At 67.5% G+C, this 26,606-nt stretch carries 22 protein-coding genes; all 22 read left to right on the top strand.

Annotated elements, in window-relative coordinates; translation table 11 throughout:
• Nucleotides 1-13 precede the first annotated feature (13 nt).
• The 22 genes from LRM40_RS20765 to LRM40_RS20660 all read left to right on the top strand — a co-directional run bounded on the left by LRM40_RS20765 (nucleotide 14) and on the right by LRM40_RS20660 (nucleotide 26,606).
• Nucleotides 14-688, top strand: coding sequence for a hypothetical protein (locus tag LRM40_RS20765; protein WP_151124943.1), 675 nt, complete (start codon nucleotides 14-16; stop codon nucleotides 686-688).
• Between the two features lie 61 nt (nucleotides 689-749).
• Complete coding sequence (locus LRM40_RS20760) at nucleotides 750-1,562, top strand: hypothetical protein (RefSeq protein ID WP_151124944.1); 813 nt, start codon at nucleotides 750-752, stop codon at nucleotides 1,560-1,562.
• Between the two features lie 12 nt (nucleotides 1,563-1,574).
• A complete protein-coding gene (locus LRM40_RS20755; RefSeq protein WP_151124945.1) occupies nucleotides 1,575-2,360 on the top strand; it encodes a hypothetical protein in 786 nt (261 codons plus the stop codon).
• A complete protein-coding gene (locus LRM40_RS20750) occupies nucleotides 2,344-2,568 on the top strand; it encodes a hypothetical protein (RefSeq protein WP_087778473.1) in 225 nt (74 codons plus the stop codon). The genes LRM40_RS20755 and LRM40_RS20750 overlap by 17 nt, the downstream gene beginning before the upstream one ends.
• The gene (locus tag LRM40_RS20745) at nucleotides 2,568-2,843 is read left to right on the top strand and encodes a hypothetical protein (protein ID WP_087778471.1); all 276 of its coding nucleotides are present in this window, start codon (nucleotides 2,568-2,570) and stop codon (nucleotides 2,841-2,843) included. Before LRM40_RS20750 ends, LRM40_RS20745 begins: the two co-directional genes overlap by 1 nt.
• On the top strand, nucleotides 2,843-3,334 hold the full coding sequence (locus LRM40_RS20740; protein ID WP_151124946.1) for a glycoside hydrolase family 108 protein: 492 nt from the start codon (nucleotides 2,843-2,845) through the stop codon (nucleotides 3,332-3,334). Before LRM40_RS20745 ends, LRM40_RS20740 begins: the two co-directional genes overlap by 1 nt.
• A complete protein-coding gene (locus LRM40_RS20735) occupies nucleotides 3,334-3,933 on the top strand; it encodes a hypothetical protein (protein ID WP_168734232.1) in 600 nt (199 codons plus the stop codon). Before LRM40_RS20740 ends, LRM40_RS20735 begins: the two co-directional genes overlap by 1 nt.
• A 109-nt stretch (nucleotides 3,934-4,042) precedes the next feature.
• Nucleotides 4,043-4,564 carry a hypothetical protein gene (locus tag LRM40_RS20730; protein WP_087778468.1) on the top strand — a complete coding sequence of 174 codons (522 nt, stop codon included), beginning with the start codon at nucleotides 4,043-4,045 and terminating at the stop codon, nucleotides 4,562-4,564.
• Entirely contained in the window at nucleotides 4,564-4,947 is a 384-nt protein-coding gene (locus LRM40_RS20725) for a hypothetical protein (protein WP_136346939.1), read from the top strand. Before LRM40_RS20730 ends, LRM40_RS20725 begins: the two co-directional genes overlap by 1 nt.
• Before the next feature lie 10 nt (nucleotides 4,948-4,957).
• A complete protein-coding gene (locus tag LRM40_RS20720) occupies nucleotides 4,958-5,857 on the top strand; it encodes a hypothetical protein (protein ID WP_151124947.1) in 900 nt (299 codons plus the stop codon).
• On the top strand, nucleotides 5,857-6,273 hold the full coding sequence (locus LRM40_RS20715; protein WP_151124948.1) for a hypothetical protein: 417 nt from the start codon (nucleotides 5,857-5,859) through the stop codon (nucleotides 6,271-6,273). Before LRM40_RS20720 ends, LRM40_RS20715 begins: the two co-directional genes overlap by 1 nt.
• A gap of 1 nt (nucleotide 6,274) precedes the next feature.
• Nucleotides 6,275-6,772 carry a hypothetical protein gene (locus LRM40_RS20710; RefSeq protein ID WP_151124949.1) on the top strand — a complete coding sequence of 166 codons (498 nt, stop codon included), beginning with the start codon at nucleotides 6,275-6,277 and terminating at the stop codon, nucleotides 6,770-6,772.
• Nucleotides 6,756-7,043 carry a PAAR domain-containing protein gene (locus LRM40_RS20705; RefSeq protein WP_087778458.1) on the top strand — a complete coding sequence of 96 codons (288 nt, stop codon included), beginning with the start codon at nucleotides 6,756-6,758 and terminating at the stop codon, nucleotides 7,041-7,043. The genes LRM40_RS20710 and LRM40_RS20705 overlap by 17 nt, the downstream gene beginning before the upstream one ends.
• A 77-nt stretch (nucleotides 7,044-7,120) precedes the next feature.
• Complete coding sequence (locus LRM40_RS20700; protein WP_151124950.1) at nucleotides 7,121-7,615, top strand: defense against restriction DarA-related protein; 495 nt, start codon at nucleotides 7,121-7,123, stop codon at nucleotides 7,613-7,615.
• On the top strand, nucleotides 7,615-7,803 hold the full coding sequence (locus LRM40_RS20695; RefSeq protein ID WP_087778455.1) for a hypothetical protein: 189 nt from the start codon (nucleotides 7,615-7,617) through the stop codon (nucleotides 7,801-7,803). Before LRM40_RS20700 ends, LRM40_RS20695 begins: the two co-directional genes overlap by 1 nt.
• Before the next feature lie 51 nt (nucleotides 7,804-7,854).
• The gene (locus LRM40_RS20690; protein ID WP_151124951.1) at nucleotides 7,855-12,675 is read left to right on the top strand and encodes a pyrophosphatase-like OB fold-containing protein; all 4,821 of its coding nucleotides are present in this window, start codon (nucleotides 7,855-7,857) and stop codon (nucleotides 12,673-12,675) included.
• Between the two features lie 14 nt (nucleotides 12,676-12,689).
• A complete protein-coding gene (locus tag LRM40_RS20685) occupies nucleotides 12,690-19,145 on the top strand; it encodes a hypothetical protein (protein WP_151124952.1) in 6,456 nt (2,151 codons plus the stop codon).
• Between the two features lie 10 nt (nucleotides 19,146-19,155).
• Nucleotides 19,156-19,569, top strand: a complete 414-nt coding sequence (locus LRM40_RS20680; protein ID WP_087778450.1) for a hypothetical protein — start codon at nucleotides 19,156-19,158, stop codon at nucleotides 19,567-19,569.
• Nucleotides 19,570-19,635: 66 nt separating this feature from the next.
• The gene (locus LRM40_RS20675) at nucleotides 19,636-21,711 is read left to right on the top strand and encodes a hypothetical protein (protein ID WP_211373024.1); all 2,076 of its coding nucleotides are present in this window, start codon (nucleotides 19,636-19,638) and stop codon (nucleotides 21,709-21,711) included.
• A 116-nt stretch (nucleotides 21,712-21,827) separates the two neighbouring features.
• Nucleotides 21,828-22,745 (top strand): hypothetical protein, encoded by a 918-nt coding sequence (locus LRM40_RS20670; protein ID WP_105812235.1) that lies wholly within the window; start codon nucleotides 21,828-21,830, stop codon nucleotides 22,743-22,745.
• Nucleotides 22,745-26,257 (top strand): VgrG-related protein, encoded by a 3,513-nt coding sequence (locus LRM40_RS20665; protein ID WP_231067881.1) that lies wholly within the window; start codon nucleotides 22,745-22,747, stop codon nucleotides 26,255-26,257. The genes LRM40_RS20670 and LRM40_RS20665 overlap by 1 nt, the downstream gene beginning before the upstream one ends.
• Nucleotides 26,258-26,315: 58 nt before the next feature.
• Nucleotides 26,316-26,606, top strand: a complete 291-nt coding sequence (locus tag LRM40_RS20660; RefSeq protein WP_087782474.1) for a hypothetical protein — start codon at nucleotides 26,316-26,318, stop codon at nucleotides 26,604-26,606.

Genomic DNA, 26,606 nt, shown 5'->3' with positions numbered 1-26,606 from the left:
GAAGGACATCAACATGAGCATGAGCGAACTGTTGCGCGGGGCGATGAAGCGCCGCGAACCCGTCAAGGTGCTGGACTCGACCGGCGACGAGCCGGCGCTGTCCGGCGCCGACGACTACACCCTCCGCGACATCAAGCTGTCGGCCATCGCGGTCGTTCAGCAGTGGGCGGAAACCGACGACCTGGACGACGGCGAAAGCTACGCCGGCCGCCTGATGGCGATGTTCGTGGGCATCGCCGACGCCAACCACGACGGCGATGTCACCGAGGACGAACAGGGCGTGCTGGAAGTGGCGCTCAACGCGGCCTGGGACTACCTGGTCAAGGCTGGCGTCACCGAGGAAGACGCTGGTGCGCTGCTGAACGACTGGGACGACGACGCGGCCGACCGCGTGCGCGACCTGGTGGCTTCGGTGCTGCCCGATGGCGACGACGCGGCCAGCGCCGAAATCGACAGCTTCGTGTTTTCGGACGACGACAACGCGCCGGCCCTCGATGCGGTGTATCGCAAGACGGTGGCCGTGCGCAACGGCAAGAAGGTGCGCATCAACAAGCGCATCTCCGGCACCGTGCGCCTGTCGGCCAAGCAGAAAGTCGCCATCCGCAAGGCCCGCATGAAAAGCCACTCCGCCGGCGCCATGATGCGCCGCCTGAAGTCCATGCGACTGCGCCGCAAGGCCGGCCTGTAACCGCTGCTCCGAGGGGGACTTGGGCGCCGCTGTGCTACCGCCGGCGGCGCCATTTTTTTCTATGGCAACCATTCCATCCATCGGCCAAGCGGCCACGCTGGGCGCGAACGCCCTGACTTCCATCTGGGACGGGCTTTCCCCGCACCTGATCGCCACCTTCTACGAGGTGGCGAAGACGGGCGATGACGCCTGGGATCGCATCGAGGGCAAGACCGACCCTATCGCGGTCATGGCGCCGCTGACCGACGCCAATCTGGAGATGGTGCTCAACTGGCAAAGCCCGTTCGAGCAAGCCGGCCCGGAGTCGAAGGCCCCGGCGCTGATGGCGATGCTGCAATCCGGTGCGCTCCAGCCCGTAGTCGATGCTCTCATGGGCAAGTCCAAGGAAGGCTCCGCGCAGCAGAAGTCCAACGAGTTCCTTAAGCAGTTCGAGGGACGCACCGGCATCACGAAGCTGAACAGCACGCAGGTGTTCAACGGGATGCCGCCCGTCAAGATCACGGTGACTGCGCTGTTCCGGGCATGGCGCGATTCCGCCAGCGAAGTCGAGGCGCCGTTCAACAAGCTGATGGAGTGGGCCTTGCCCATCGAGCTGTCCAAGGACGGCTCCGTGCTCGCGCGCGCGGCCGAGACGGCCAAGGGCGACATGGGCTATGTCGAGGCCCTGATGCCCTCGAAGGCGCCCACGCGGGTTGCCCTGAAATACAAGGGCCGCATCTTCTCGCCCCTGGTGATCGAGTCCATCGGCATGCCCCTCAATTCCCCCGTGGATGCCAGCGGGCGGTTCGTCCAGCTCGCCGTTCCCATGACCCTCTGCACGCTGACCGCGCTCGACCGCAAGGACTGGAGTAATGCGGCCATCGTTTCCATGTAGGAGCACCAGACGATGATTCACTTTCCACTGCTGCGCACGCGCCGCCTGACGGTGCAACTGCGCGAGCTGTCCATCACCGAGTCCGTCGCCATCGCGTCGATGCCGACGCACCTGGAGGAAGCATCCTGCACGGCCTTCCTGCGCGCGGCGGTGGCGTCTGCGCAGGGCATCGACGACCCCGCCGCCTGGACGGTGCAAGAGCGCATGTTGGCCGTGGCGCACTACCTGGCCGCGACGGCCGAGGACGGCCCCGACTTCGCCCTGGGCGAGGGCCATTATTCGGACTACCTGGACGGCGCGGCCGACATCCAGACTCAGGCCCCGCAGATCGAGGTGGGCGAGGTTGGCGGCGACACCTGGCACATCCGGCACCTGACCGGCGCGATGGCCGAGTCCATCGAGCGTATGACCGGCGAGGTGCAGGATGCCTCGGGCAAGCCGCTGTCCGGCCGCCTGCATTGGATTCTGGGCGCGATGGCCGCGCAGATGGTGCGCTCGGGTGAGAGCGTGCCGGACGCTGACATGGCCGAGGGCGCCTTCGACGAGTTCATGGTGGCGCGCATGAAGATCATGGGCGCCTTCCCCGAAAGCGACTTCTCCGCGCTGATGGCGCTCTACTTCGCCGGCCGCGAGAAGCTGCACCACCTGTTCAAGACCGAGTTCAGCGAGGACGGCATCGTGGCGATGCCCAAAGGAGGGGCGGCAGCGAACCTGCCGCCGGCCCGATTTCCGGTTCATACCTGCCTCTCTCGAATGGCGCGCGAACTGGTCGGAAAACCTGATGAATCTGGCCTCTAGCCTCACCCTATATTCCTCGACATCCCTGGCCGACGCCATGCAGATGCAGCCCAGCACGGTCAGGAAATTCTTTGAGGGCAAGCCGTTCGACGACTGGAAAAAAGGAAGGGAGTCCGAATTGAAAACGCAGGCGGCAATTGTGAACCGACTTAACGACGTTATCCGCGCCTGCGGCATTGTCGCTAAGACCATTGCGAGGACTCGCTGATGACCGAGAAATCCAAGTATGACGAGCACTGCTTGTCTCCTGAGACGGTTTCGGCTGAAGCGGCAGATCGTGCGGTGAAGAAAGTCTTCGCCATTCTTGGCGTCGATGTCGATAGGCCGGAGAGCGTCGAGGAATTCCGTGCTGATCTTCGCTTCGGCAGGAAGCTGCGCAAGATCGCCGACCACGGAACCCTGGCATTCATCGGCGTGGTGGCGGCGGCACTGGCCGCTGCGGTGTGGGCCGGGATCGTCTCGAACATTTCTGGGGGGAAATGATGAACTTCGACATTGCTTTCGAGCGCCTGATCGGGCACGAGGGGGGGTACGTGAACCACCCGGAAGACCCCGGCGGCGAAACAAACTGGGGCGTCACGCTGCGCACCGCGCGCGAGGCCGGCTACACCGGCTCCATGCGCGACTTGACGCGCGACCAAGCCAAGGAAATCTACCGGACGGCCTACTGGGGCCGCGCCAAGGCGGAGCAGTACGACGGCGCTATCGCCTTCCAGGTGTTCGACGCCGCCGTGAATCACGGAATCGGCCAGGCCATCCGCTTCCTTCAGCGCGCCGTGGGCGTGGCTGACGATGGCGCGGTTGGCCCGGTGACGCTCGCAGCGGTTCGTGCCATGTCCGTGACGGACGTTCTGGCGCGCTTCAACGCCGAGCGCCTGGACTTCTACACGAAGCTCTCGACCTGGCCGACGTTCGGCAAGGGCTGGGCGCGGCGCGTGGTGGGCAACCTGAAATATGCGGCGGAGGATGCGTAATGGACTGGAAAGACGTTGCCGGGGTCGTCGGTAAGGCGGCCCCCATTCTGGGCGGAATCCTGGGCGGGCCGGCCGGCGCCGCCGTGGGTGGCCTCGTTGCAACGGCGCTGGGCACGGACGCCACGCCGGACGCGGTTTCCACCGCGTTGCTGGGCGACCCGAACGCAGCCGTCAAGCTCAAGGAGCTGGAGGTCAATTCCAAGGTGCAGCTCCAGCAGCTCGCGGTGAGCGCCGAACAGAACCGGCTCCAGGCCGCCGCCGCGCAGTACGCCGCCGAAGCGGCCGACCGCGACAGCGCGCGCAAGCTCGCGGCCCAGCAGCCCAAGGACTGGGTGCGCCCGTCCATCACCGTCCTGCTGCTGCTCGGCGCCGGCGGCATCGTGTTTTTCGTTTTCTCCGGCATGGCCGACACGCTGCTGCGCGATGCCACCGCCAGCCTGACCATCGGCACCATCGTCGGCTACTGGTTCAACGAGCTGAAGCAAGTGTTGGCGTTCTGGTTCGGCACCACCGGCGAGACGCAGCGCGCCAACGCCGAGGTGCGCCAGTTCGCGGTGACGCCGGGCACGGTGACGGCGGACTCGCCGGGCCAGAAGTAACAGGGGAAATCCGGCGCCGAACCCTGCCGGCAGCCGGAAAACCGCGCCAGTTCCACGGGCGGCCGGGCCATACAGTGCAGGGGAGTTTCATCAACCGAAAGGACACGAAATGACTGTCTCCAATGCCGCCTATCTCAAGGGCTTCTACGACACGACCCGCGCCCTGGGCGCCAAGGTCATTTCCAGCGACTTCACCTTTGAAATCGAAGGTTTCGAGGGGAACTACCTGCTGTGCAAGCAGGCGCCCTGGCCCGAGCTTTCGCCCGCTGGCGAAATCGAAGTGCCGACGCCGCTGGGCGCCACCATGTGGCAGCCGCAGCAACTGAAGGTTGCCCAGCAAGGGCAAATCTCGATGTTCGAGACGATTGCCGGCTCCATCGACCAAATGCTGGTGAACCTCATCACGCGCGGCGGCACCTACGCCAGCGGCGGGGCCACCTTCAACGCCAAGATTTACGAGGGCACGCCCACCAAGTTCCTGCGCGCCAAGCGCATCGTCGATGCGTTCATCCAGATGGACGTGCCCGACCGCGATTGGGAGAACCGCTCGCAGCCGCTGACCTTCAGCGGCACGCTGTTCTACCACTACTTCGGCGAAATCATCGCCGGCAACTCGGGCGACTACCGCTAATGGCGAAGCTGGCCGACCTGGCGCAGACCTTCGCCACGCAAGAGCGGCCGGCCGGCAACCTGCTGGACGAGGAAACGGTTCTGGCGCAGGCCGTCGCGGCGACCCGGTTCTATGCCGGGTTCGCCGCATTGCGCGCGCACGAGGGCGTCACGCCCGCGCCGGACATCGACGGCGACACCGCCATCACCACGTCCGAATGGGCGCTCATTCGCCCGCTGTTCCTGCTCTACGCGGAGCGGGAAACCGCGCTGCAACTGGAAGCGTCGCGCGGCATGGGCATCGACCCGTTCGGGCGTTCGGCCAGCGAAATAGCGGCCGAAATCACCCAGGCCGAGGCCGACATGCCGCACCGGGCGTTCTTCCAGCCCATCATCACCGTCTGAAGGGTGGGCCGTGATTCTCTTTCTCGCCGACGGCAAGCAGATTCGCGGCGACCTCATCAAGTCCGCCGTGCTGCGCTCCGACCTGGCGCCGGTGCCGATGACGCTGGAGGCGGACATCCGGGCCGGTGACGCCGGCCTCGACAAGCTGCTGGCCGAGGGCCAGAAGCTCTCCATCAGCAGCGGCGATACGCTGCACATCGTCAAGTCTGTGCGCGTGGCCGAGCGCAGCACCCAAGGCACGCGCGAGATGGCGGGCTTTCGCATCACGGCGCTGCTGGAATCCTGCCTCGGCGTCGCCTACGTGCGAAGCCGCGCGATCATCAAGGAAAGCGCCGCCCTGTCGGCGATCTACAAGGCCGCCGGCGCAACCATCAAGGCGGTGGATGCCGATTTTCCCGTACCGCGCTTCTACTGCCCCGTGGGCGAGACGCCGACCTTCCACGTCGCCCGCGTGCTGCAAGAGGAAGGCGGCGTGGTGCGCTGGAAGGCCGGCCGGCTCCAGTTCGTCCGGTTGCCAGACCTATTCAAGCAGGCGCCCGTGAAGACGCTGCCCGACAACGCATCGGACGACGTGGATGGCGGCTTTCTGGAGCGCCACGAGGTGCCCTGGTTCTTCTCTCTGGACGCGAACGGCGCCGCCGTGTTCGGCAACCGCGAGAAGCCGCGCACGGTGCGCTACGCCCCGTTCAAGGATGCCCAGCGCCTGCGCAACATGACGCGCTGCCTGGTGCATCGCAAGACGGTTCGCATCGACTACGACAGCCGCATCGGCGCGGGCGACCTGATCGCCTTCGCCGGCGGCGAAAAGCTGGTGGTCGTCACGGCCGCGCACGCCTTCGGCAGCGGCACGGACGACGGCGGTGCCAGCGACACCTACACCCGGCTCTGGCTGGGCGCGCTGGAGGAATGATGGACTACGGCCTCATGCCCGGCCGCTACCCGGCCATCGTGCGCAGCTACAACCAAGCCCGGCGGACGTGCCGCGTCGAGATTCCCGGTCTGACCGACGGCGCCGACGTGCTGCCCGAGGCGGAAATCGAGTACCCCATCGGCGACAAGTCGCGCGCGGGCGCGAACACCACCGAAATCGAGATGCTGGCCGGCGATGCCGTCTGGATTGCGTTTCTTGCCGGCGACCCGCGCTATCCCATCATCACCGGCTACCGGAACCCCCAGGCGGGGAACTCGGCGGACTGGCGGCGCTGGCACCACCCGAACATGGAGCTGCTGGCCGACGGCACCATGCGCCTGGCTGTCGGCCCGTCGGAAATCGTGCTGACGCCTGACGGCATCGCCATCCGTGGCCCGCGCATCGACCTGAACTGACATGCCCCTGACCTGGACGCCCGACCCGGCTACCGCGCCCTGGCATGACGTGCAGGCCGACGAGGTTTGGACAGAAGGCCCGATCACGGCCGCCGATGCCGAGGCGCTGCTGACGGTGACGGGGTATAGCTGCGAAGTGGTCGGGCTGGAACCGCTGCCGGGCCTGCTCGTCCAGGCCGACGCCGCCGGCGTCACCGCGTCGGCGCCGAAGGCTCTGGCCGGCGTATTTCCGCCGCTGGACATCGAGTACCAGATCAAGGGCGTCACCGGGCACTGCGCGGCGTTCGACGAGCTGCCGGCCGAGGCCGACGAGGTAATCCGCTTCGTGCCGAACCCGGCCAACACGAAAGACTGGACGCTGCGCGTGACGGCGCATTGCGCAGATGCCCTGACCGGGGCGGCCCAGGATTTCACCGCCGACTTCATCCTGCGCGTCTGGGCCAACTTCGACCCTGGCCGCGACGCACTCAAGGAGGCCGTCAATGCCCGCCGTCGCTAGATTCGGAGATACCTGCACGGGCCACGGCTGCTTCCCGTCGCGGGCCAACGACCAGGCTTCCGAGGACGTGTTCGTGAATGGCCTGGGCGCGCATCGCCAGGGCGATCACTGGCAGTCCCATTGCTGCGGCCCGACGTGCCACGACTCGACCCTGGCCGCAGGCTCGGGCACGGTGTTCGTGAATGGGAAGCCTCTCGGCCGCATTGGGGATTCGGTGGCGTGCGGCAGCGCCGTTGCCAGCGGCTCGGGCACGGTGTTCGCCGGCGGCTGACGGAAAACCCGCCGCGCTCGCGCGTCTGCCGGGTTCCACAATGCAGGCAGTTAGATCGCCCTGGGAAAGACACCACCATGAAGAACCTGCTTTTCAGCTTTGAAGACCTGTCGGCCAAGGACAAGGCGGCCAAGCAGGCCGCCCGCTATTTCTCGCGCGCCGGCGCGAACGTCGTCCAGCAGGACGTGCCCACGGCGGTGAAGCGTTCGTCGGGCATCACCTACCGGGAAATGGCACTGACCTTCGCCGACTCGCAGCAGGTCGTGCTGCGTATCAAGCAATCGGGCGACATCTTCCAGGTGCTGCTCAACGGCAAGGTGCTGCCGATCAAGAACCAGGGCGACCATGTGAAGGCCATCGCCGAAATCGTGCAGGCGATGGACGCGGGCCGTTCCCGCTTCCAGAAACTGCTGGCCGCCGCCCAGGCGCGCCCGCCGGCAGGCATCCGCACCGCCGCGCCGAAGATGGAACAGGTGCTCACCGAGAAGCGCGACGCCCTGAAGGCCGCCATCGCCGAGGTGCGCAGCCAGATCGAGGCCATCAAGGGCACCGCTGCACCGGCGGCCGCTTGATGACGCCTGCCGAAATCGTCGCGCGCCTGCGCGCCGTGGCCGCCGACATGGAATCCCTGGGCGCGGCGATGGACTACTTCGGCGGCTTCAACGGGCGCATGACGCAACACGGCCGCGAGATGGTGGGGGCGGCCGGAATCGCCCGCGAGTGGGCCGACGAGATAGAGGCCGAAGCGCCACCCCAATAGGGCGGAAAACGCCCCGATTTCCGCTCCAGGCCGGGCCATACCATGCCCTGCATGAGCGATTCCACGTTTCTCCACATCGAGAATGCCGCGCACGGCGGGGCCTTCGGGAACAACACGATTCCCGAGCCCACCGAGGCGCAGTGCATCGCCGGCAACTACAAGGTGGGCCGGGCCAATCTCTACGGCCTGCCCCTCGCCATCGAACAGCCGCGAGGCAGCTATCGCACGGGCATTGACGCCAAGACCGGCAAGCGGTGGGCAAGCCGCATGGCAGCCCACTACGGCTACATCAGCGGCACGAAAGGCGCCGACGACGACGCCGTGGATTGTTTCATCGGCTTCTACCCGCAAAGCGAGACGGCCTACGTCATCAATCAGAACGTGGGCGGCCGCTTCGACGAGCACAAGGTGATGCTCGCCTTCCCCGACGAGGACACGGCCCGCCGGGCCTACCTGGACAGCTACGAGCGCGGCTGGAATGGCCTCGCCAGCCTGGTGCCGGCCTCGATTTCTCAACTCAAGTGGTGGCTCAAGAACGGCGACCTGCGCCGCCCGCTCCGCGCCGACAACCTCCCTCATGAAGGACTGGAAACCATGACCCGAAAAGTTCAGTGGAACAGCGACGCGCTGCCCTACGACAACACCCTCGATCACGTCCTGTACGAAATCCGCTGCGCGGACGCCGGCGAGGGCCTGCTGATGGATGCCGTGAAGGCCCAGGAAATCACCGAGGATGCCGATGGCCTGCTGGCCTTCGATGCGCTGGTGTCGCCCTATGCGAAGCTGGAGCGCAAGATGGAGCTGCTGCGCGGCGTCATGGAGCGCACCGGGGACAAGGTGAAGCCCGTCGCCATGCAGATCACGGAGCCGTTCAAGCAGCGCGGCGTCGCCAACGTGGCGGCCATTTTCGAGCTGTCCGACGGCCAGACCGTCTCCATCTTCTTCCACAACCCGGACGTGACGCCCGGCAAGATGGCACCCACCGACGAGGTGATTTCGTGGAAGTGGCTGCTCAATAAGAAGGACATCACCATCGTGGTGGCGCCCGAGCGCGGCGCCGACCTCAACGTGCGCGAAGTCGCGCGCCGCATCATGCGTCTGGCCGAGAAGAACAGCCCGGCCTTCCAGCGGCTCAACGCGAAGCGCGCCGAGCGGATGGGCGCCATCCAGTCCCTGAAGGATGAAATCACCGGCCTGGAGGCCGAACTGTCCGCCGCCCAGCATGAGCTGGAGGTGGCGAAGGTGGATGCCGAGGACGCCCAGAACAAGAAGAACCGCGCCTATGCCGACGCGGTGCAGCAGGTCAGCATCTTGCAGGACGCCTACCTGCGTGCGACCGAGAACGGCGGCACTGACCCCAAGACCGGGCAGACCAAGGAGGCCCTGGCCGCCCAGATCGACCGCCAATCTGCCGAGGCGCAGCGCCTGCGCGACATCGCCAACGGCGTTACGCCGGCGGAACCGCCCGAGCCGCCGCACTATTCGGCGCAGACCTTGAAGACGCTGGTCGATTCCTACGGATGGGAAGACACGGGCCATGACAGCGTGGTCAAGGCGTTCCCCGGCGTCGGCCCGCTGGGCGGCCAGATGGTTCCCGACGGCACGCGGAAGATTTACGCCGGCTACCGCTTCGACGAACGCAAGCGGTACATCGCGGCGATCTTCGGCGACGACCAGCTTTTCGACATCGACGGCCGCGACCGCGAGCCGGCCGACGTGGCACGGGAGCTGAACGAGCGCGTCGAAGCGTGGGTGGCGGAGCGCCAGGCCGCTAACGGCTACGCGAATCCGGCCCCGGCTGCTGCGCCTGCCGCCGTCGCGCCCGACCTGAGCTACCGTCGCAGCGCCGACGGGCTTTTCACCACGTTCCTGCCGAACACCCCGGAGGGTGAAAAGGCGTGGCGCACCATGAACGCCACCCAGGGCAGCGAGGGCGGCAAGATTCTGGCGGCCCACACCGATGCCGTTATCCAGCAAATCCGCGATGCCGGCTACACCGTGGCCGAGGACACCAGCGGCCCGACCACGGCCGAGGAAGCCGACGCGCTGGCGGCCGCGCTGGAAGCGCCGCCGCAACCCGACGAACAGGCGCTGATCGACGCCTATTTCAAGTCGTGGGGCGAGGAAGCGGCGCAGATCAACGCCGCCGTGGCCGCGATCAACTGGGAGGGCATCACCGACACGGCCAGCGCCGCCGCCGAAATGCAGAAGCTGCGCGATGCGGCGAATAGCGACCGCCCCATCGAGAAGGCCCGCGACGCCCTGGAGGCCATTGGCATCAAGTCCTGGGACGACCGCCTGGCGAGCGTCACCGACAGCCCCGGATTCAAGGCTCAGGGCGATGCGATGGACGCCTATCGCGCGGCCACGGACAAGATTCAGGCCGTCGCCAAGGAGAAGCTGATCGAGGCCGGCAAGGCCGAGCTGGCGGCTCTGCCCGAGGGTGCCCCGCTGGCGGACGTGGCGCGCGCCGTGTTCCGCAAGAACGGCATCGACATCGGCCAGCGCGGCGAGGGTTGGGTGGCCCGTGTCGTGCAGCAGATCGAGGCGAAGGACGCCGACGGCCTGCGCGAAATCCTGGCCGGCGTCGGCAGCGACAGCAACAAGGCCAGCATGGAGATTTTCGAGCGCGCCACCGGCGTGAAGCTGGCGAAGACCCAGCGCGAGCGCGGCCGGCAGATCGACGAGTGGGCGGGCATCACTCCTGAGAAGCGCGCCGAGCTGGAGGCCGCCAAGGACGCGGCCTGGCTGGCGCGCGAGCGCGAGCGCAAAGTCAAGGAGTCCTGGGACGCCCTGAAGGCCATGAACGTGCGCAACAACGGCACCGGCGTCGTGTCGGACGGCCAGCAGTACCTGCTGGGTCAGGTGGCCGGAGGTTACGACACGGTGGGTTCTTTCAAGCGCGGCGCGGCAACGGTCTATGGCCTGGAAAAGGGCACTGACCTGGTGTTCGTGAACAACCGCACCTTCACCAACTTCCTGAAGTCTGCCATCGCCTTCGGCGGCCTGCGCCAGGCTCTGGAGCTGGTGGGCGCAGTCGAACCCAAGGCCGCCGAAGCCCAGGGCGGCGCCGAGCAGATCGCGGCCGTCGATGCGGCCTACAAGTTCGAGAGCGCGACCGACAGCTTCAAGCTGTGGCTGCACGAATCCCTGAACAAGGCTGACTACTCGCCCTTCGTCACCGCGAAGGCGATGGATGAGGCGGCGAAGCGTCACGGCGCGACCGTCGAATGGGACAAGGCGCTGGCTGCCCTGGATGACGTGGGCCATGCCGTGGCCTCGTTGGAAGCCAGCTTGGCGGTGGTCGAGAACAACGCCCCGATCAACCAGGCCGAGGGCGACATCTTGCAGGCCGGCCTCGAAACGGAGACGGCCAAGAGCATCCGTGAAGCCATCGCCACTCTGACCGAGGCCGACTACGCGCCCAGCGAGGAAGACATCGGCGGCATGTTCGAGGCCGAGGCCGTCACGTTGGACAGCAGCAACGAGCCGCCCGTCAAGGCCCTGCTGGCGTCTCTGCGGTCGTTCCTGGGCCAGCAGCAGGCCCTCGATGCGGTTCCGGCCCTGGATGGCACCGAGCACGTCGGCACGATCAAGATGGCCGGCGAGGTCATCGGCCGCATCGACATTGCCGACGACGGCAAGGCGATGGTGTACGTCGGCGCCGCCGGCGACGAGCGCGTGGTGTTCCCGTCGGGCGCGCGCGCGATGTATTCGGACGACGACGCGGTGCTCATGGTCGATGCGCTGTTCTCCATGCGCGAGGCCGCCGCGCCCGCGCCGGCTGTTTCCTACGCCGACAACGACCCGGACGCGCCGGGCATCTACAAGCGCGACGCCGGGTATCTGGCCGTGAAGCAGGCTGCCTCGCTTCTCGGGGTGGCCGTGCAGGACGCAGAGGTGGATGCGAACCTGGTCATCAACGCCAGCATCGCCTACGGCGGAAAGAGCCTGAAGGTCGAGATTTCGCCCCACGGCTGGGTGAATGTCGGAAGCGAGCAGATCATGATTAACCCGAACGTCTCTACGGCGACCACGGCTGCCGACGGCCAGGCCATCGCCGATGCCGTAAAGGCGCAGGCCGAGGCGGCGGCAGCCGAAGGCGGCCCCGCCGGCGGCCAGCCCGAACCCGGCGTAGATGAGGTTGATTACAGCAGGATGTTCGACCCCTCCGTTATCACGGAGATGAATGTCCTGAAACACTTGCACGACTCGGTTCTTGCGGCGAAGCACGAAGGGAATGCTGAGACGGCCATCGAGTCCGACCGCATCCTGTCGCTGTTCGTGGATACCCTCACGCCGCAGCAGTTCAAGAGCTACGACCACGACAAAGCGGAGGGCGTGCTCCGCAGCAAGCTGCGCGAGGTTGAGCAGGAGCTTGGCCTGGGCGCGCCGCCAGATACCACGCCGGACGTGCCCGAGCTGATCGCCGCTGGCTTCCGTCGCGTGCTGAACAACGACTACGTGCGCGCGGTGCAGGCCGACGACAAGAAGCTCCAGTTCAACGTCCGGGTGACTGAAGACGGGTTCATCGTGCGCCTGACCGTGGGCTTCAGTGGCGGCATCACGGGCGCGGCGACCGAGATTGGCCGGACGACCGATGTTGGCGCAGCTATCGCGCTGGCGGATGCCGAGGCCGCCAAGCGCGGCGCCGGCGACGGCCAAGCCGACCCGCAGAAGGCCGCCGACCGCGCCCTGTTCCAGTCCGTCATCGACGGAACGGTGGCCGACATCCTGGCGCCCGAGCTGGCCGACGACCTGGAGGCTGCCTACACCCGCAACCAGAGCGACGCCGAGCTGGCGGCCCTGTTCGAGCAGGCCGTGGCCGCTTACCAGGCCGCCATGATGGCCGCCACCTCCAGCCTCGCGTAAGGAAAGGGAAGATCATGCAGAACCGTATCTCCCTCGACGACGTGGCCGCCGGCGGAGCGCTGGCCCGCCTGAAGCTGGTGGGCGAGCTGGCCCGCATCAAGGCTGGGCTGAAGGACGCGGGCGAAGGCCCGTTGGCTGCCGTTAAGCGGCTGAAGCTGGTGGCGCGCGCGAACCAGATTCGCGTCGCGCTGGGCGCTGCATCGCAGCCGAAGGCGGCCCCGCCGGCGGCCAGCCCGAACCCGGCGCCGGTGGCGACGATGCCCGAGCCGCCCTCGGGCGACGACGAGCCGGTGGCCCCGCGCAACCAGACCGCGCAGTATTACGAGTTCGACCCGAACCGCAAGCCTGCGCAGCGCAAGAAGGACAACGCCGCCGCGATGGCGCTGCTGAAGCGCATCGACGCCGGCGAAGTCGATGCGGCCCGGCTGACCCCCGAGGAAAAGCTGGCGCTGGCGAAGTATTCCGGCACCGGCGGCGCGCTGATCGGGGCCGACGGCAAGAAGGGCAGCGCCTACGAGTATTACACCCCCAAGCCCATCGCCGAGGGTGTCTGGGACTTGATGGCCGAGCTGGGCTTCGCCGGTGGGAAGGTGCTCGACCCGTGCGCTGGCGTCGGCATCTTCGGCGCCACCGCGCCGCTGAACGCCGCCATCGACGCCGTGGAGCTGAACGAAACCTCGGGCCGCATCAATGGCCTGGTGAATGCCGGCCCCGGCTACACCGCCACCGTGGCGCCCTTCGAGCGCGTGGCCGCCGCCACGCCCGACGAGCAATACGATGCCGTCGTCACCAACGTGCCGTTCGGCGGTGTCGCAGATCGCGGCGGCAACCAACTGCTGGACGGGCGCTATCAGAAGGAGCCGCTGCAAAACTACTTCATCCTGCGCACGCTGGAGAAGCTGAAGCCGGGCGGTCTGGCCGTGTTCATCACGCCGCCGCGCTGTGTCTCCGGCAAGGGTGGCAAGGAGGAAGAACTGCGCGTGAAGGCCAGCTACATGGCCGAGTTCCTGGGCGCGTACCGCCTGCCGAACTCCGTGTTCGGCACGGCCAGCGCGGACACCATGACGGACGTGATTGCCTTCCGCAAGTACGGGCGGGAGGCGCTGGACAAGATCGCCGAGCTGCGCGAGCAGTCGCCCAAGGCCCTGATCGACGCCAACGTGCAGTGGCAGCCCTTCATCGAGGGGCGCTACTTCGACGGCGAAGGCAAGCGGTTCATCTTGGGCGAGTTCGTGCCGAAAGACCCCAACAAGTTCCGCGACGTTGATCGCGTGACGACCGACCGGCCCATTGCCGAAATCGCGCGGATGCTGAAGAAGTTCCCCGGCTCGCGCGTGGATTGGGACATGCTGGGCACGGTCGAAACCACGCCCATCAGCTACCGCGACGGCGACACCATCACCCAGGCCGGCCAGACCCTGCAAATGCAGGATGGCCGCTGGGTGCCGATGGCGCGCGGCGAGGACAGCGCCAGCATGGCCGAGTTGGTGGGCAAGCTGACGACGCCCTACGCGGCCTTCGAGGGCCGCATCCAGTGGGCCGACGCCGAGCGGTGCGTCGATTACATGATTGAAACCTCGCAGTCGCTGGACATTCCCGACTGGCTGCGCGGTGCGATGACCGAAATCCGGCACCTGAAGGACGAAGGCGACCGCGCTCAGTTCTGGAACGCCGGCATCGTGGGCATGGCGGCCGCGCAGGTGCTGCAAGAGCGCCTGGGCGAGGAAACCGGCGTGAACTTCGCCGAGGAATATCCGGCGCTGACCGATGCCATGCAGCGCGTCGCCACCACGGCGAAGAAGCGGCCGGCGGCCCTGGGCGGCAAGCTGCGCGATGGCTTGGTGCTCATCGGCAACCACTACCAGAAGAAGACGGGCCTTTCGGCCGTCTGGCGCGGCGACGTGCAGCAGCAGGCCCCGACGGTCGAAATCACGGCCGACGCCAGTTTCGAGGGCCTGCGCTACAAGACGAAATCCGCCTGGGTGAGCCTGGAGGACGCCAAGGGCATCTACGGCGATGGCTTCGACCCCTACGCAGACCCGGCCTGGTGCCTGTCGCCGGACGGCAAGAGCGTCACGCGCGCCGACGACTACTACGTGGGCAACTACGCCGAGTTCCTGCGGCGCGTGGATGCGGACATTGCCAGCGCGGCCAGCGACGACATCCGGGCCAAGCTGTTGCGCCAGAAGCTCGACGCCGGCGCGCGCATCGACAAGGTGGATGTGTCGAAGCTGACCTTCAACCTGTTCAGCCCGCATGTCACCCTGGAGGAAAAGGCCGAGTTTCTGCGCCGGTTCGTGCATCCATCGGCCGCCGTCATCTACGACGAGCGCACGGGCGAGAAGCGCGTGGACATCGACGTGCCGGGCAGCAACCTAACCGACCGCGAGAAGCTGCTGAACCGCATCGGCGACTACCTGAAGAATGGCACGATCACGCTGGGCGGCGTGAAGCTGGGCATGGACGACGCCAAGGCGCTTCAAGAGCTGCGCCGGATGGTGAATACCGCCAACGAGCAGTTCAACGGCTGGGTGCGCGGCAATCGTCCCATCGTCGCGCGCCTGGAGGCAGTGGCGGCCGACCCAGCGAAGCTGCGTTTCCGCCAGGTCGAGGATGAGGCACCCATGCCCATCCCTGGCATGAACGACGGCCTGACGCTGCACGGCTACCAGAACGCCTACGTGCGTAAGACCAGCCGCGAGTTCGGCGGCATCAACGGCTTCGGCGTGGGCCTGGGCAAGACCTTCACGGCCCTGGCGGCCACCCAGTACGCCCAGAGCATCGGCGTCAAGTCCAAGACCTTTTTTGTGGTGCCCAATTCGGTGCTGTCGAACTGGCGCAAGGAAGCTGCCCGCGCCTACGCGAGCACGGACGATTGCCTGTTCGTAGGGCTGCGCGTGGGCAAGGATGGCAAGGCCACCATCAGCGCCACCAACTTCGACGCCGACCTGACGGCCGTGATGGAGAACCGGCACAGCAAGGTGTTCATGACGCTGGAAGCCTTCGAGCGCATCCGTTTGCGCGACGAAACCATCGGTGCCTACGAGGCGTTCATGCGCCAGGCGGACGCCAGTTTCGCCGAGAGCATGGACAAGAAGGAGGACGAACGGGCCAAGAGCAAGCAGGCCGGCCTGCTGTCCGTGCTGTCCAACAAGCGCGGCGGCGCGCCGTACCTGGAGGACATGGGCGTCGATAGCATCGTTTTCGACGAGGGGCACGTCTTCAAGAACTCCGCCCAGACGGTGGATTTCAAGGGCGCCAAGTTCCTGTCCCTGTCGCCGGCATCCCGGCGCGGCATCGACGCCCAGGCCAAGGCGTGGTTCATCCGGGGCAAGTCCGAGCTGAAAGACGGCGTGATGGTGCTGACCGCCACGCCGATCACCAATAGCCCGCTGGAAATCTACGCGATGCTGTCGCTGGCCGTCGGCCATGAGCGCGTGAATGACGTTTGCCTGGGCATCCGTGGCGCCGACGACTTCATGGAGATGATGTGCGCCAAGGAGAACCAGGACGACGTGACGATGGACGGCGTGGCGCGCACCACGGACGTGTTCGTCGGCCTGAACAACGTCGGCGTGCTGCGCAAGGCCATCGGCGAGGTGGCGACGATCAAGAGCGCCGAGGACGTGGGCGAGCAGATCGAGGTGCCCGACCGCGAGGAAAAGGCCGCGCCCGTGGCGCTGCCGCCCGACGTGGTGGAGCGCCTGAAGCTCTACAAGAGCGCGTTCCGCTACGCCATCGACGAGATTTCGGAGAAGTCGCCGAACCGTGGCGACCCGGAAGCCTACGCGCAGGTGGCGCAGCACTTCGGCGAGGAACTGAACCTCATCGGGCACCCGTTCAACCTCATCAACAAGATGACGCTGCTGATCGCCGACCCCGAACTCGACCAGCGCGCCACCTTCTACAGCTACCTTCCCACCCAGGCCGACAAGGCCAAGGCGGCCATCGAGCAGTTCAACGCCCGGAAATTCACGGAAGAACGCCCTCGGCCCGGCCCCATGACCGACGAGGCGGCCATCGTCGGCCACAAGACGGTCAAGGATTCCGGCGGCAACGAAACCGAGTTGCTGAAGATCGAGGTGCGCGCCAAGGCCATCGACGGCGGCCGCGTGGTGATCGACACCATCGACCCGGACGTGCAGAGCGCATTCGAGGCCATCGCGGAGAAATTGGGCCTTGATCTGGACGTGTCCGTGCCGCCGAAGCTGGCCGCCATGCTCGAAAACTTCCAGCATGAGCAGGCCAGCCCGCGCGGCATCGACGCCGACGGCCAGCGTTCGCCCATCGTCAAGCAGATCGTGTTCTGCGACATCCTGCCGCTGCACAACAAGATCAAGCGCCTGCTGACCCGCCGCGCCGGCGTGCCGTCGGCCGCCATCGCCATCATCACGGGCCGCACCAACAACACGCCCGACGAAATCCTGGCCGTGCAGGATGGGTTCAACGGCACCGGCGAGGACAACAAGTACCAGACCGTCATCGCCAACGAGAAGGCCGAGGTGGGCATCAACCTCCAGAAGGGAACCCAGGCCATCCACCACCTGACCATCGGCTGGACGCCGGACAGCCTGGAGCAGCGCAACGGGCGCGGCGTGCGCCAGGGCAACCTGACCGCGCGCGTGAGCCTCTACTACTACGACGCCGACGGCACTTTCGACACCAGCAAGCGGGCGATGGTGAACAAGAAGGCCGATTGGATTGGGCAGGTCATGGACGTGAATGGCTCCGACAGCGTGGCCGTCACCGGTGGGCTGTCCAAGGAGCAGATGGAGGCCCTGATCGACGTGGTGGGCGACGCCGACGCCATGCGCCGGATGCAGGAAACCATCGCCGCCAAGGAAGCCGCCTCGCGCGCGTCGAGCAACCGCGACCGGCAGATGATTAACCTGGACACGATTCGCAAGCAAAACGCCTTCCTGAACGACAACCAGACGGCGGCCAGTTTCGTCATCCGCAAGATCATCGGCCTGTGGGGGCTGGAGAAGCAGGCCGAGAAGCTGCGCGACCGCATCAGCAATCCGAAGGCCACGGCAACCGCCGTCGCCAAGAACGAAAGCCTGCTGGCCGAGCTGATGGCGAGCGTCGGCGGCCTGCGCCGGCAGATCGAGCAGTCCGCAACCCTGTTCCGCACGGAATGGCGCGCCGGCGGCTCGACCTCGGAGCCGGCCACCTTGGACAGCTTCTTTGCCGCAGTGCGCGGCGGGAAGAAGCAGAAGGACGACGACATCGAATCCATGCTGTTGGGCCGGTCGTATCCGTCCTTCGGGCTGAACGTCATCGAGGGCGGCCCCATCGGCAACGAATGGCAGGCCGAGGTGGATATGGCCCGGTCGATGATCGACGAGGCCAAGGCCGCGTTCGCGCGTCAAGCCGGGGAGTCCGGCGGCTACCCAGCCGGCGTGGCTGATGCCATCGCGCGCGGCGAGGGAATCATCTACAACGGCAAGCCGCTCATCCACGGAACCTTCGTGCGCGTGCCCGACGGCTTGGCGGTGCTGAAGCTGGAAAGCGGCCGTCCTGGCGCCTTCGGCCGCAGCCTCGACGGCACCCCGCTGGCCGCGAACACGGCCGCCGTCATGGCCGGCGAGTGGTTCTACCAGGGCACGGCCGGCTACGACGCCTGCCTGACGGACGCGGCCCAGATCGAGGACACCATCAACGCCTCTGGCACCGTCGAAAACGGCTTCAGCTCGGTAGTGCCCGAGGTGGCGCAGCGCCGCAAGGTGGAAGCCCTGGCGGCATACAGCACCCACGATTACCGGCTGCCGCAGCCGCATTTCCCCTTCGCTATCTCGCCGACGGACGCGGGCAAGTCCGAAGTGAAGCGCCGCATCTTCGATGCCCAGAAGGCCATCATCCGGTCGTTCGACGATGGGAAGTTTGTGGTGCCCAGCGACACGCCGGTGACGCGCCGAGCCAGCAACGAGGATTCCACCGCTCGGCATGACGCCCTGCGAGAGTTCGCCACGGCCAACGGCCTGAAGCTGACCGTGGCCGACCTCGACGACTTCGACCTCTGGGTGCAGAAGCAGATCGAGAAGACGGTTTCGCTGGATGACCTGAAGGCGGCGCTGACCGGCAGCACCGAGCCGGAGGTGATCGAACAGGCCACCGCGTTCATGCGCGCGGCCTCGCCGTGGTTCGACTGGCAGGAGAAAGACCCGGCCAGCGACTACCTGCCGTATGGCTTCAAGGCCGCTATCGCCGCCGCCGTGCGCCAGGTCGTGGCCGGTGACGACCGTTCGGCCGGGCCTTCGCCGTCGGACGTGGTGGGCATCCGGGGCAACACCAAGGTGTGGAAGGAAACCATCAGGCGGTGCGCGAACATGGCCGGCTTCGGCAAATACAAGTGGGACGGGGATGCCCTGGCGTGGAACGTGTACCGTTCCACCTGGGACTACCTCATCGCCAACTATCCCCAGGCGGCCGATCAGCTCGAACTGACCGCCGCGACCCGCTCCCTGTAAGGAAGGAAACATGGCCTACACCGAATACAAGTTCGACAAGGACGCCATCAAGGCCCTGGTGTCCGAGCGCGCGGCCGCGCTGCGCGCCAACCGGGGGTTCTCGAACCTGCTGGCCTTCGGCCTGGGCGTGGTGGCCGAGCGGCTGGGCAAAGACCCGCGCCGCTACCGCGACTACGGCCCGTACTGGTGGGCGCTGAAGGACGCTATGATCGCCGGCGGCTACAACCTGGGCAGCCAGACCGACCCGTTGGTGAAGAAGGCGTACCGGGGCGACAGCGAAGTGGAAACCCTCATCATGGCCGACGAGTTCCGCACGGCCTACTTGAAGGCGAACATGATCTACACCAACCAGTTCCTGCTGGATGCGGCCAGCCCGGACTTCTGGGTGCTGTACGACGCGGACATGGAGTTTCCCGCCGCGTAGCGCGGGCGCGCCCTATAGCGGAAAACTGCCCAGAGGGGGCCATATCGGGAAGCCTACCCTTCCCGTATGGCCGACACTCCCAACATCCCCGCTCCGACCAAGCCAGGCTTCCTGGCCCGATTCGGCTTGTCCCGCAAGCGATGGGCTTCTACGCACGTCGCGCCGGTCAAGGAAATCGACCAGTCCGACACCTATCTGTACGGTGCCGGCACCACCACCGTTGCCTCGCTGCTGGGTTCCGGCAGCCGGGGTGCTCGCTCGCGCCAGATCATCTACGAGAAGTGGATGCGGATGGAGGGCGACCCGATCATCTCCAGCGCGCTCCAGCTTCTGGTGACTTCGGCCCTGGGCGGGCACGAAACCAGCGGCGACTTGGTGTTCGTCGAAAAGACGGCCGAGGCGAAGAAGGACAAGCGCCTCGCGGCCATCGCCGATGAAATCGCCGCCGACCTGGAGCCGCTGTTCAACCGCGTGGCGTTCCAGATGGCCTACACCGGGGCCGCCTACGGCGACTCCTACGCGCGCATCTACACCGACGCGCGCGGCGTGGTCGATCTTCACTCCGACGAGATGGTGCGCCCGCAACTGGTGCAGCCTTTCGAGCGCGGCAGCCGCACGATCGGGTTTGCCGTCTCCCTCGGGGAACGCAACTTCGAGCGCCTGGACGTGTCGCAGCTCGCCCGGCTGAAGATGCCGCGCACGCAATGGATTCCGCAGTTCGGCGTGGTCGAGAAGTCCTTGAAGGGTGCGATCACCGAAAACGACATCGACAACCTGCCGATCATGCCCAGCATGGTGGGCGGTTCGCTGCTCTACAACGCCGAGGAACCCTACGACAACCTCACCGCCTCTCTGCTGGGCCTGGTGGGCCAGCGGTGGATGGACTCCATCGACGAGCAGATGGTGGCCGTCAATCTGGAGTCGATGACGCTGGAGCAGCAGGAGCGGTTCGTCGAGTCCGTCAAGGGGATGCTGCTGGCGTCGAAGAACTACGCCGAGCAGGCCGTCAAGCGCGGGCGCCCGATCATGGAGCGCATCCGGCACATCATCCCGGTCTTCAACGAGAAGCAACTGACCAACATCGGCCCCGGCAACGGCGGCCAGACCGGCCGGGCCGCGACCATCAGCATTGAGGACGTGCTGCTGCACGCTCGGTTGCTGTCCGGCGCGCTGGGCGTCGATCTTTCCATGCTGGGCTTCGCCGATCAGCTCTCGGGCGGCCTGGGCGAAGGCGGGTTCTTCCGCGTGTCGGCGCAGGCCGCCGAGCGTGCGCGCGTCATTCGCGTGGCCCTGGCCGAGTTCTTCAACCACGTCATCGACATCCACACCTACCGCCGCTACGGCATCGTGTTCAACGTCAAGGAGCGCCCCTGGGAAATCAACTTCTTCGGGTCGATTTCTGCGCTGGAAGCGGAGAAGCAGCGCACGCGCGCCGATTCGATGAACGGCGGGATGCTGCTGGTGCAGGCCATGCAAATGCTCAAGGAGATGGGCGCCAGCAAGGACATCATGACCGAGTTCCTCGCCAAGACGATGATGCTGGACGAAGACCAGGCGAAGCTGTACGCGGCCATCGTCGATGCCAAGCCGCAGGACGATGGCGGCGGCTTCGGTGGTGGTGGCGGGTTTGGCGGCGGCGGCTTCGGCGGGGGTGGAAACGGCGGCGGGCTGGATAGCGTGCTCGACGCAGCCGCGCTCGACGGCGTGGGCCAGATGGTTCCCGTGCCCATCCCCCGGCGCACCGTGGAGTGGCTGGGCTTCGATGGCGCCATGACCATGCGCGCCGACTTGCAGGCCCTGGCCGAGCGGCACCCCGAGTATTACCACGGCGACGCCGACGAGGTACTGGCCGACATCCAGTTCGTGCTGGAGCGCCCGGACGACTGGTTCATCCATAGCGGGGCGCGCGTGGCGATCTTCAGGGAGCGCGTGGGAAGCGGGTCTATCCCGCTGGTGCGCATCGAGCTGGACGTGGTGGGCGGCGCCCTTGTGGCGCGCTCCGTCTATGAAAGCGGGAAGCGGCAGATCGCCGGGAAGATGAAGGAGAAACAGAGGGTGGTTGCGCGCCTTGCGCCGGGAGCGATGCGCCCCGGAGTGCTGTCCGTTGCCGAGTATCTGCGGATGCTGGGCGACAGGTCATAGCTTCGCGCACTAAGCCAGACACGGAGCAAGCCGTTCATGGCCCGTGCAGTTCCAGGGAACCACATTACCCAACCCTCCGGCTGGGCCGCAAAGCGCACACAAGGATTTTATAGCGTATGAGCCTCTACAACAACATCGCCGAAAGCCTGTCAAGTAGCGGGCTGCTGGGTTCCATCCGCTCGGGGCTGAATGCGGCCCTGGGCGGCGTGACGGATTCGGCCACCCAGGCCCTGGGCGGCGGCAAGCTGGCCCAGACCGTGGTGGGCATGGGCAAGAGCGCAGCCGTCAATGCCGGCATGAACGCCGTGAACAAGCACATCCCCATCCAGGCGCAGCGTGCGATCAACGTGGGCGCGGGCGCCGTGGGCGACCTCATGAACGGGGATTGGAACTCGGCGGGCCTGCGCGTGCTGGATTCCGGCCTGCTGAACGAACTGCTGCCCGGCTTCGGTGGCGGCGTCGCCTCGCAGGTGGCGTACTGGGGCGCGGCCACGCCGCTGCTTGGCGGCATCAGCGCGAGCGAAGCCAAGCGCATCTATGACCAGGTGCGCAACGAACGCCTCGCCAAGAAAAACCTCTGGCTGCTGGAGGTGACGAGTCGGCTGGGCGGTGGGGGCATGAACATGCCCGACCGCTTCAACCTGTTCGCCACCGAGGTCGAGTACGCGCCCTTCATCGTCGCCGGGGACAAGCACCGCGTCGGCGGCGCGGTGATCGACGCGGTGCAGGGAGCGGAGCCGGTCGAGCTGCGCATGACGACGCTGGACGACCAGGCCGGCTCCCTGAAGAAGTGGTTTGCCGCGCACCACGGCGCCGCCGCGCCGCGCGATGGCACCGTCGGCGTGCCTGACAGCTTCGCCATCACCATCCGCGTGGTGCATTCGTTCATCACGGCAGAGAGCAACCGGGGCGGATACGAGGACATCGGCCTGTTCCGCCCGGTCAATCTCGACGTGAGCCTTTCCCGCCGTGAGGACGGCTTGCAAGAGGTGCAGATGACGTTCTCGCAGCTCGACACCTTCATGAGGCCCTGATGGCGCTGAAACATGACGCACAGGGGTTCCTGGTAGGCGACCCCATCGACCTGAGCAAGGCGGTTGCCGACTGGGCCGCCATCCGCGACGACGTGCGCGCGATTCGCCAAGCGGTGCTCGGCATCGAAAGCGCGCTGAACCGGGACGCGCCCGAGGCGCGCGCCAGCGTGCCCGCGACGCCCGGCCGGGGCGCCGGCCTGGAGGAAGCCGACCCGACGGTCAAGGCGTTCAACGAGGTGGCCCAGCCGATGGCGCGGGACGCGCGCCAGGGTGCCGACACCGCGCGCGCGCCGCAGAATCCGCAGGCCGTCCCGGCCCGCCAGGCCCTGACCGGGCAGCCGGCCCAGGCCGCGCGACGCGAGCGCCAGATTCCGGTGCTGCTGCGCGCGCCTGCCGTGCCGCAGACCGGCGGCGCCGGCGGCAATGCCGCCCGCCGCGACACCGAGAGCGCCGCCGCCATCACCCGCGCCGTGGCCGAGTTGCGCGCCACGCGCCAGGCCGTCACGCCCGCGCCGGCGCAGCCGATGGGCCGCGACAGCCGGGGCCGGTTCGTGCGCGGCGCTGCTGCTGCCCGGCCTGCCGCTGGCGGTGGGCGCGGCGCTGGAGCCGGAGGCCCAACCGATGGCGAGCGCGACGGCCAGGACGAAAGCGCGCTGCGCTCCCTGGGCGACCGCATCGTGGGCGCGTTCAAGGAATCGGGCGCCGGCCTGGAGGAAGCCGACCCGACGGTCAAGGCGTTCAACGAGGTGGCCCAGCCGATGGCGCGGGACGCGCGCCAGGGTGCCGACACCGCGCGCGCGCCGCAGAATCCGCAGGCCGTCCCGGCCCGCCAGGCCCTGACCGGGCAGCCGGCCCAGGCCGCGCGACGCGAGCGCCAGATTCCGGTGCTGCTGCGCGCGCCTGCCGTGCCGCAGACCGGCGGCGCCGGCGGCAATGCCGCCCGCCGCGACACCGAGAGCGCCGCCGCCATCACCCGCGCCGTGGCCGAGTTGCGCGCCACGCGCCAGGCCGTCACGCCCGCGCCGGCGCAGCCGATGGGCCGCGACAGCCGGGGCCGGTTCGTGCGCGGCGCTGCTGCTGCCCGGCCTGCCGCTGGCGGTGGGCGCGGCGCTGGAGCCGGAGGCCCAACCGATGGCGAGCGCGACGGCCAGGACGAAAGCGCGCTGCGCTCCCTGGGCGACCGCATCGTGGGCGCGTTCAAGGAATCGGGCGCCGGCCTGGAGGAAGCCGACCCGACGGTCAAGGCGTTCAACGAGGTGGCCCAGCCGATGGCGCGGGGCTACGAGCTGCTGACCGGCGGCGACAGCCAGAAGAAGCAGGAAGGCTGGCTGCGCCGCATCTACGGCTCGCTGACCGGCTTCAGGAAGGATGAGGGCCTGTTCAACAAGGTGGCCGCCAAGCGGCTGAAGGCCATCGAGGAAAAGCCAGTCGCCGAAGCCGGCGGCGGTGGCGGCCTGTTCGGCGGGCTGCTGGGAATGCTGGGCGGCCTGCTGAAGCGGATTCCGGGCGTCGGCGCGCTGGCTGCCAGCGCTGGCGGGCTGCTCGCGCGCGGCGGTGGGTTGCTGGCTGGGGCTGGCCGGATGGCCGCCGGCGCTGGGCGCGGCCTGCTGGGCCTGGGTCGTGGCGCGCTGCGCCGCATCCCGATCATCGGCGCGCTGCTGGGCGGCATCGGGGCGGCCACCGACATCTACGACTCGGAGACGGACGACACCCTGACCCGGCGCGAGAAAGACCAGCGCGCCGGGAAGGCGGTGGGCGGCCTGGCCGGGACGATGGGCGGCATGTTCGCCGGCGCGAAGCTCGGCGCGCTGGTGGGGGCCTTCGCCGGCCCGGTGGGCGCGGCCATTGGCGGCGCCATCGGCGGCGCGGCGGGCCTGTTCTTCGGCGACCAGGCCGGCCAGATCATCGGGACGACCGTGGGCGGCTGGGTGTCCGACCTGCGCGCCGCCGACATCCCCGGCAAGATCGCTGCGGCGTGGGATACCGCTGTCGCCTTCGTCAAGGACGGATGGCAGGAAGTCAAGGGTGCGGCCCTGGGTGTCTGGGAATCGGTGAAATCCGGCTGGGCGGACATGACGGATTCCCTGAAGTCGGCTTGGGATGGCGCGCTCGCCAAGCTGGAGGCCGGCTGGCAGTCCGTGAAGGATGCTGGCAACCAGGTGGCGGAATGGGCCGGCGTCCAGGCCGACAGCGCCAACGACTTCATCAAGGACAAGACGGGCATCGACATCAAGGCTGGCACCGCGCAGGCGTGGTCGTATGTGAGCGACGCAGCGACTACCGCAGGTGATGCCGTAGTTGGGGCCGGCCGGGTCGTCGTCGATAAGGCAATAGAAATCAAGGACAAGGCCGTTGAGCTTGGCGCGCAGGCTGCCGATGCTGTCGGGCGCGGCGCGAGCTGGGCGGCCGAGAACACGACTGTCGGGCGCGGCGCGGTCAAGGCATGGGAAGGCGCGAAGGCGGCTGGAAACTGGGTGCTGGGCCAAACGAGCAAGGTGTTCGAGTCCGGCAAGGGTGGAGCGGGCACGGTTTCCAGCGGCAAGGGAGACTTCGGCGGCGCTTCCTATGGCACCTATCAGCTTTCGTCGGCGGCCGGCACGCTCCAGAAGTTCCTCTCGTCGAGCAAGTACGGCGAGCAGTTCGCCGGCCTCAAGCCGGGCACGCCGGAGTTCGATGCGAAATGGAAGGCGTTGGCGAACAGCGACCCGTCGTTCGGCGATGCGCAGCACTCGTTCATCCAGGCGTCGCACTACGACCCGGCCATGTCGGGCCTGAAGGATGCTGGCATTGACCTGTCGCAGCGCGGCGCCGCCGTGCAGGATGCCGTCTGGTCGTCGTCCGTGCAGTTCGGGGCAGGGAACGCGAAGCGGGGAACCGGCGCCATCGGTATGTTCCAGAAGGCTCTGGCCGGACGTGACGTTGCCACGATGAGCGACCAGGACATTGTGGCGGCGGTTCAAGACTACAAGATCGCCAACAACGACAAGCTCTTTGCCAGCTCGTCGGCAGCAGTCCGCGCCGGTACGGCCAAACGCGCCGTGGCCGAGAAGGAACGCCTGCTTGCTCTGGCTGGCGAGCAGCCCGCGCCGGTTGCCGCCGGCGCGCCCGCGCAGCCCGGCTCCCCGGAAGGTTCGCCGAGCGTGCAGGCCGTGGCCCAGGCCACGCCGCAGAACCCGGCCAGTGCCCAGCAGCCGGCACCGCCGCGCGCCGCCGCTGCGCCGGAGGGCGTCACCGCGCCCGCCGCGCCGGCGCTGGCCCAGGTTTCCGCGCCGGCCGCCCCGGTTGGCATCGTGGCGCCGGCCGCGCCCGTGGTAGCCGCCGTGAGCGTGCCGACTGTGCCGGCGGCGCCCGTGGTGCCCCCCATCGCCGACGCGCCGCCCGTGGCCGTGCCGATGGCCGGGGCTGATGCGCGCAAGCCCGTTGCCGTCGTGTCTCAGCCGGCCGAGGTGGGCCAAGACCTGCGCGAGCGCGGTATCGCGCACATTGCCACCGGCGGGCTGGGGGGCGCATAGGCGCCGCATCGGAAAACCAGCCCCTTCCTGACGTTGCCAGGCCCCTACGCTGTCTGGCATGGCGACGATCACTGGAAACGACATTCAAGGCATGGTGCGCCACTGGCTCAATACGCCGGTGGGGGGCTATCTCGGCTCGGACTATGGGCAGGACACGAAATCCTTGCTCCAGCGCCCGCACGCCGACGGTGCGCCCGATTCGTTCCTGCGCAAGATGCGCAGCGACGTGCCTGTGCTTCAGGCCCTGCCGACCGGCTCGCTGAACCTCTACGGCGTTCCCTCGCTGCCTGACCGCCTCGACCTGATCGTGGAAGTCGCCGGCCAGACCATCGAAGTGACGGGGGGATGA

The sequence above is a fragment of the Ideonella dechloratans genome (genome assembly GCF_021049305.1).
In the GTDB taxonomy this organism is placed as follows: Bacteria; Pseudomonadota; Gammaproteobacteria; order Burkholderiales; family Burkholderiaceae_C; genus Ideonella; species Ideonella dechloratans.
This window is presented reverse-complemented; position numbering and strand designations above follow the sequence as displayed.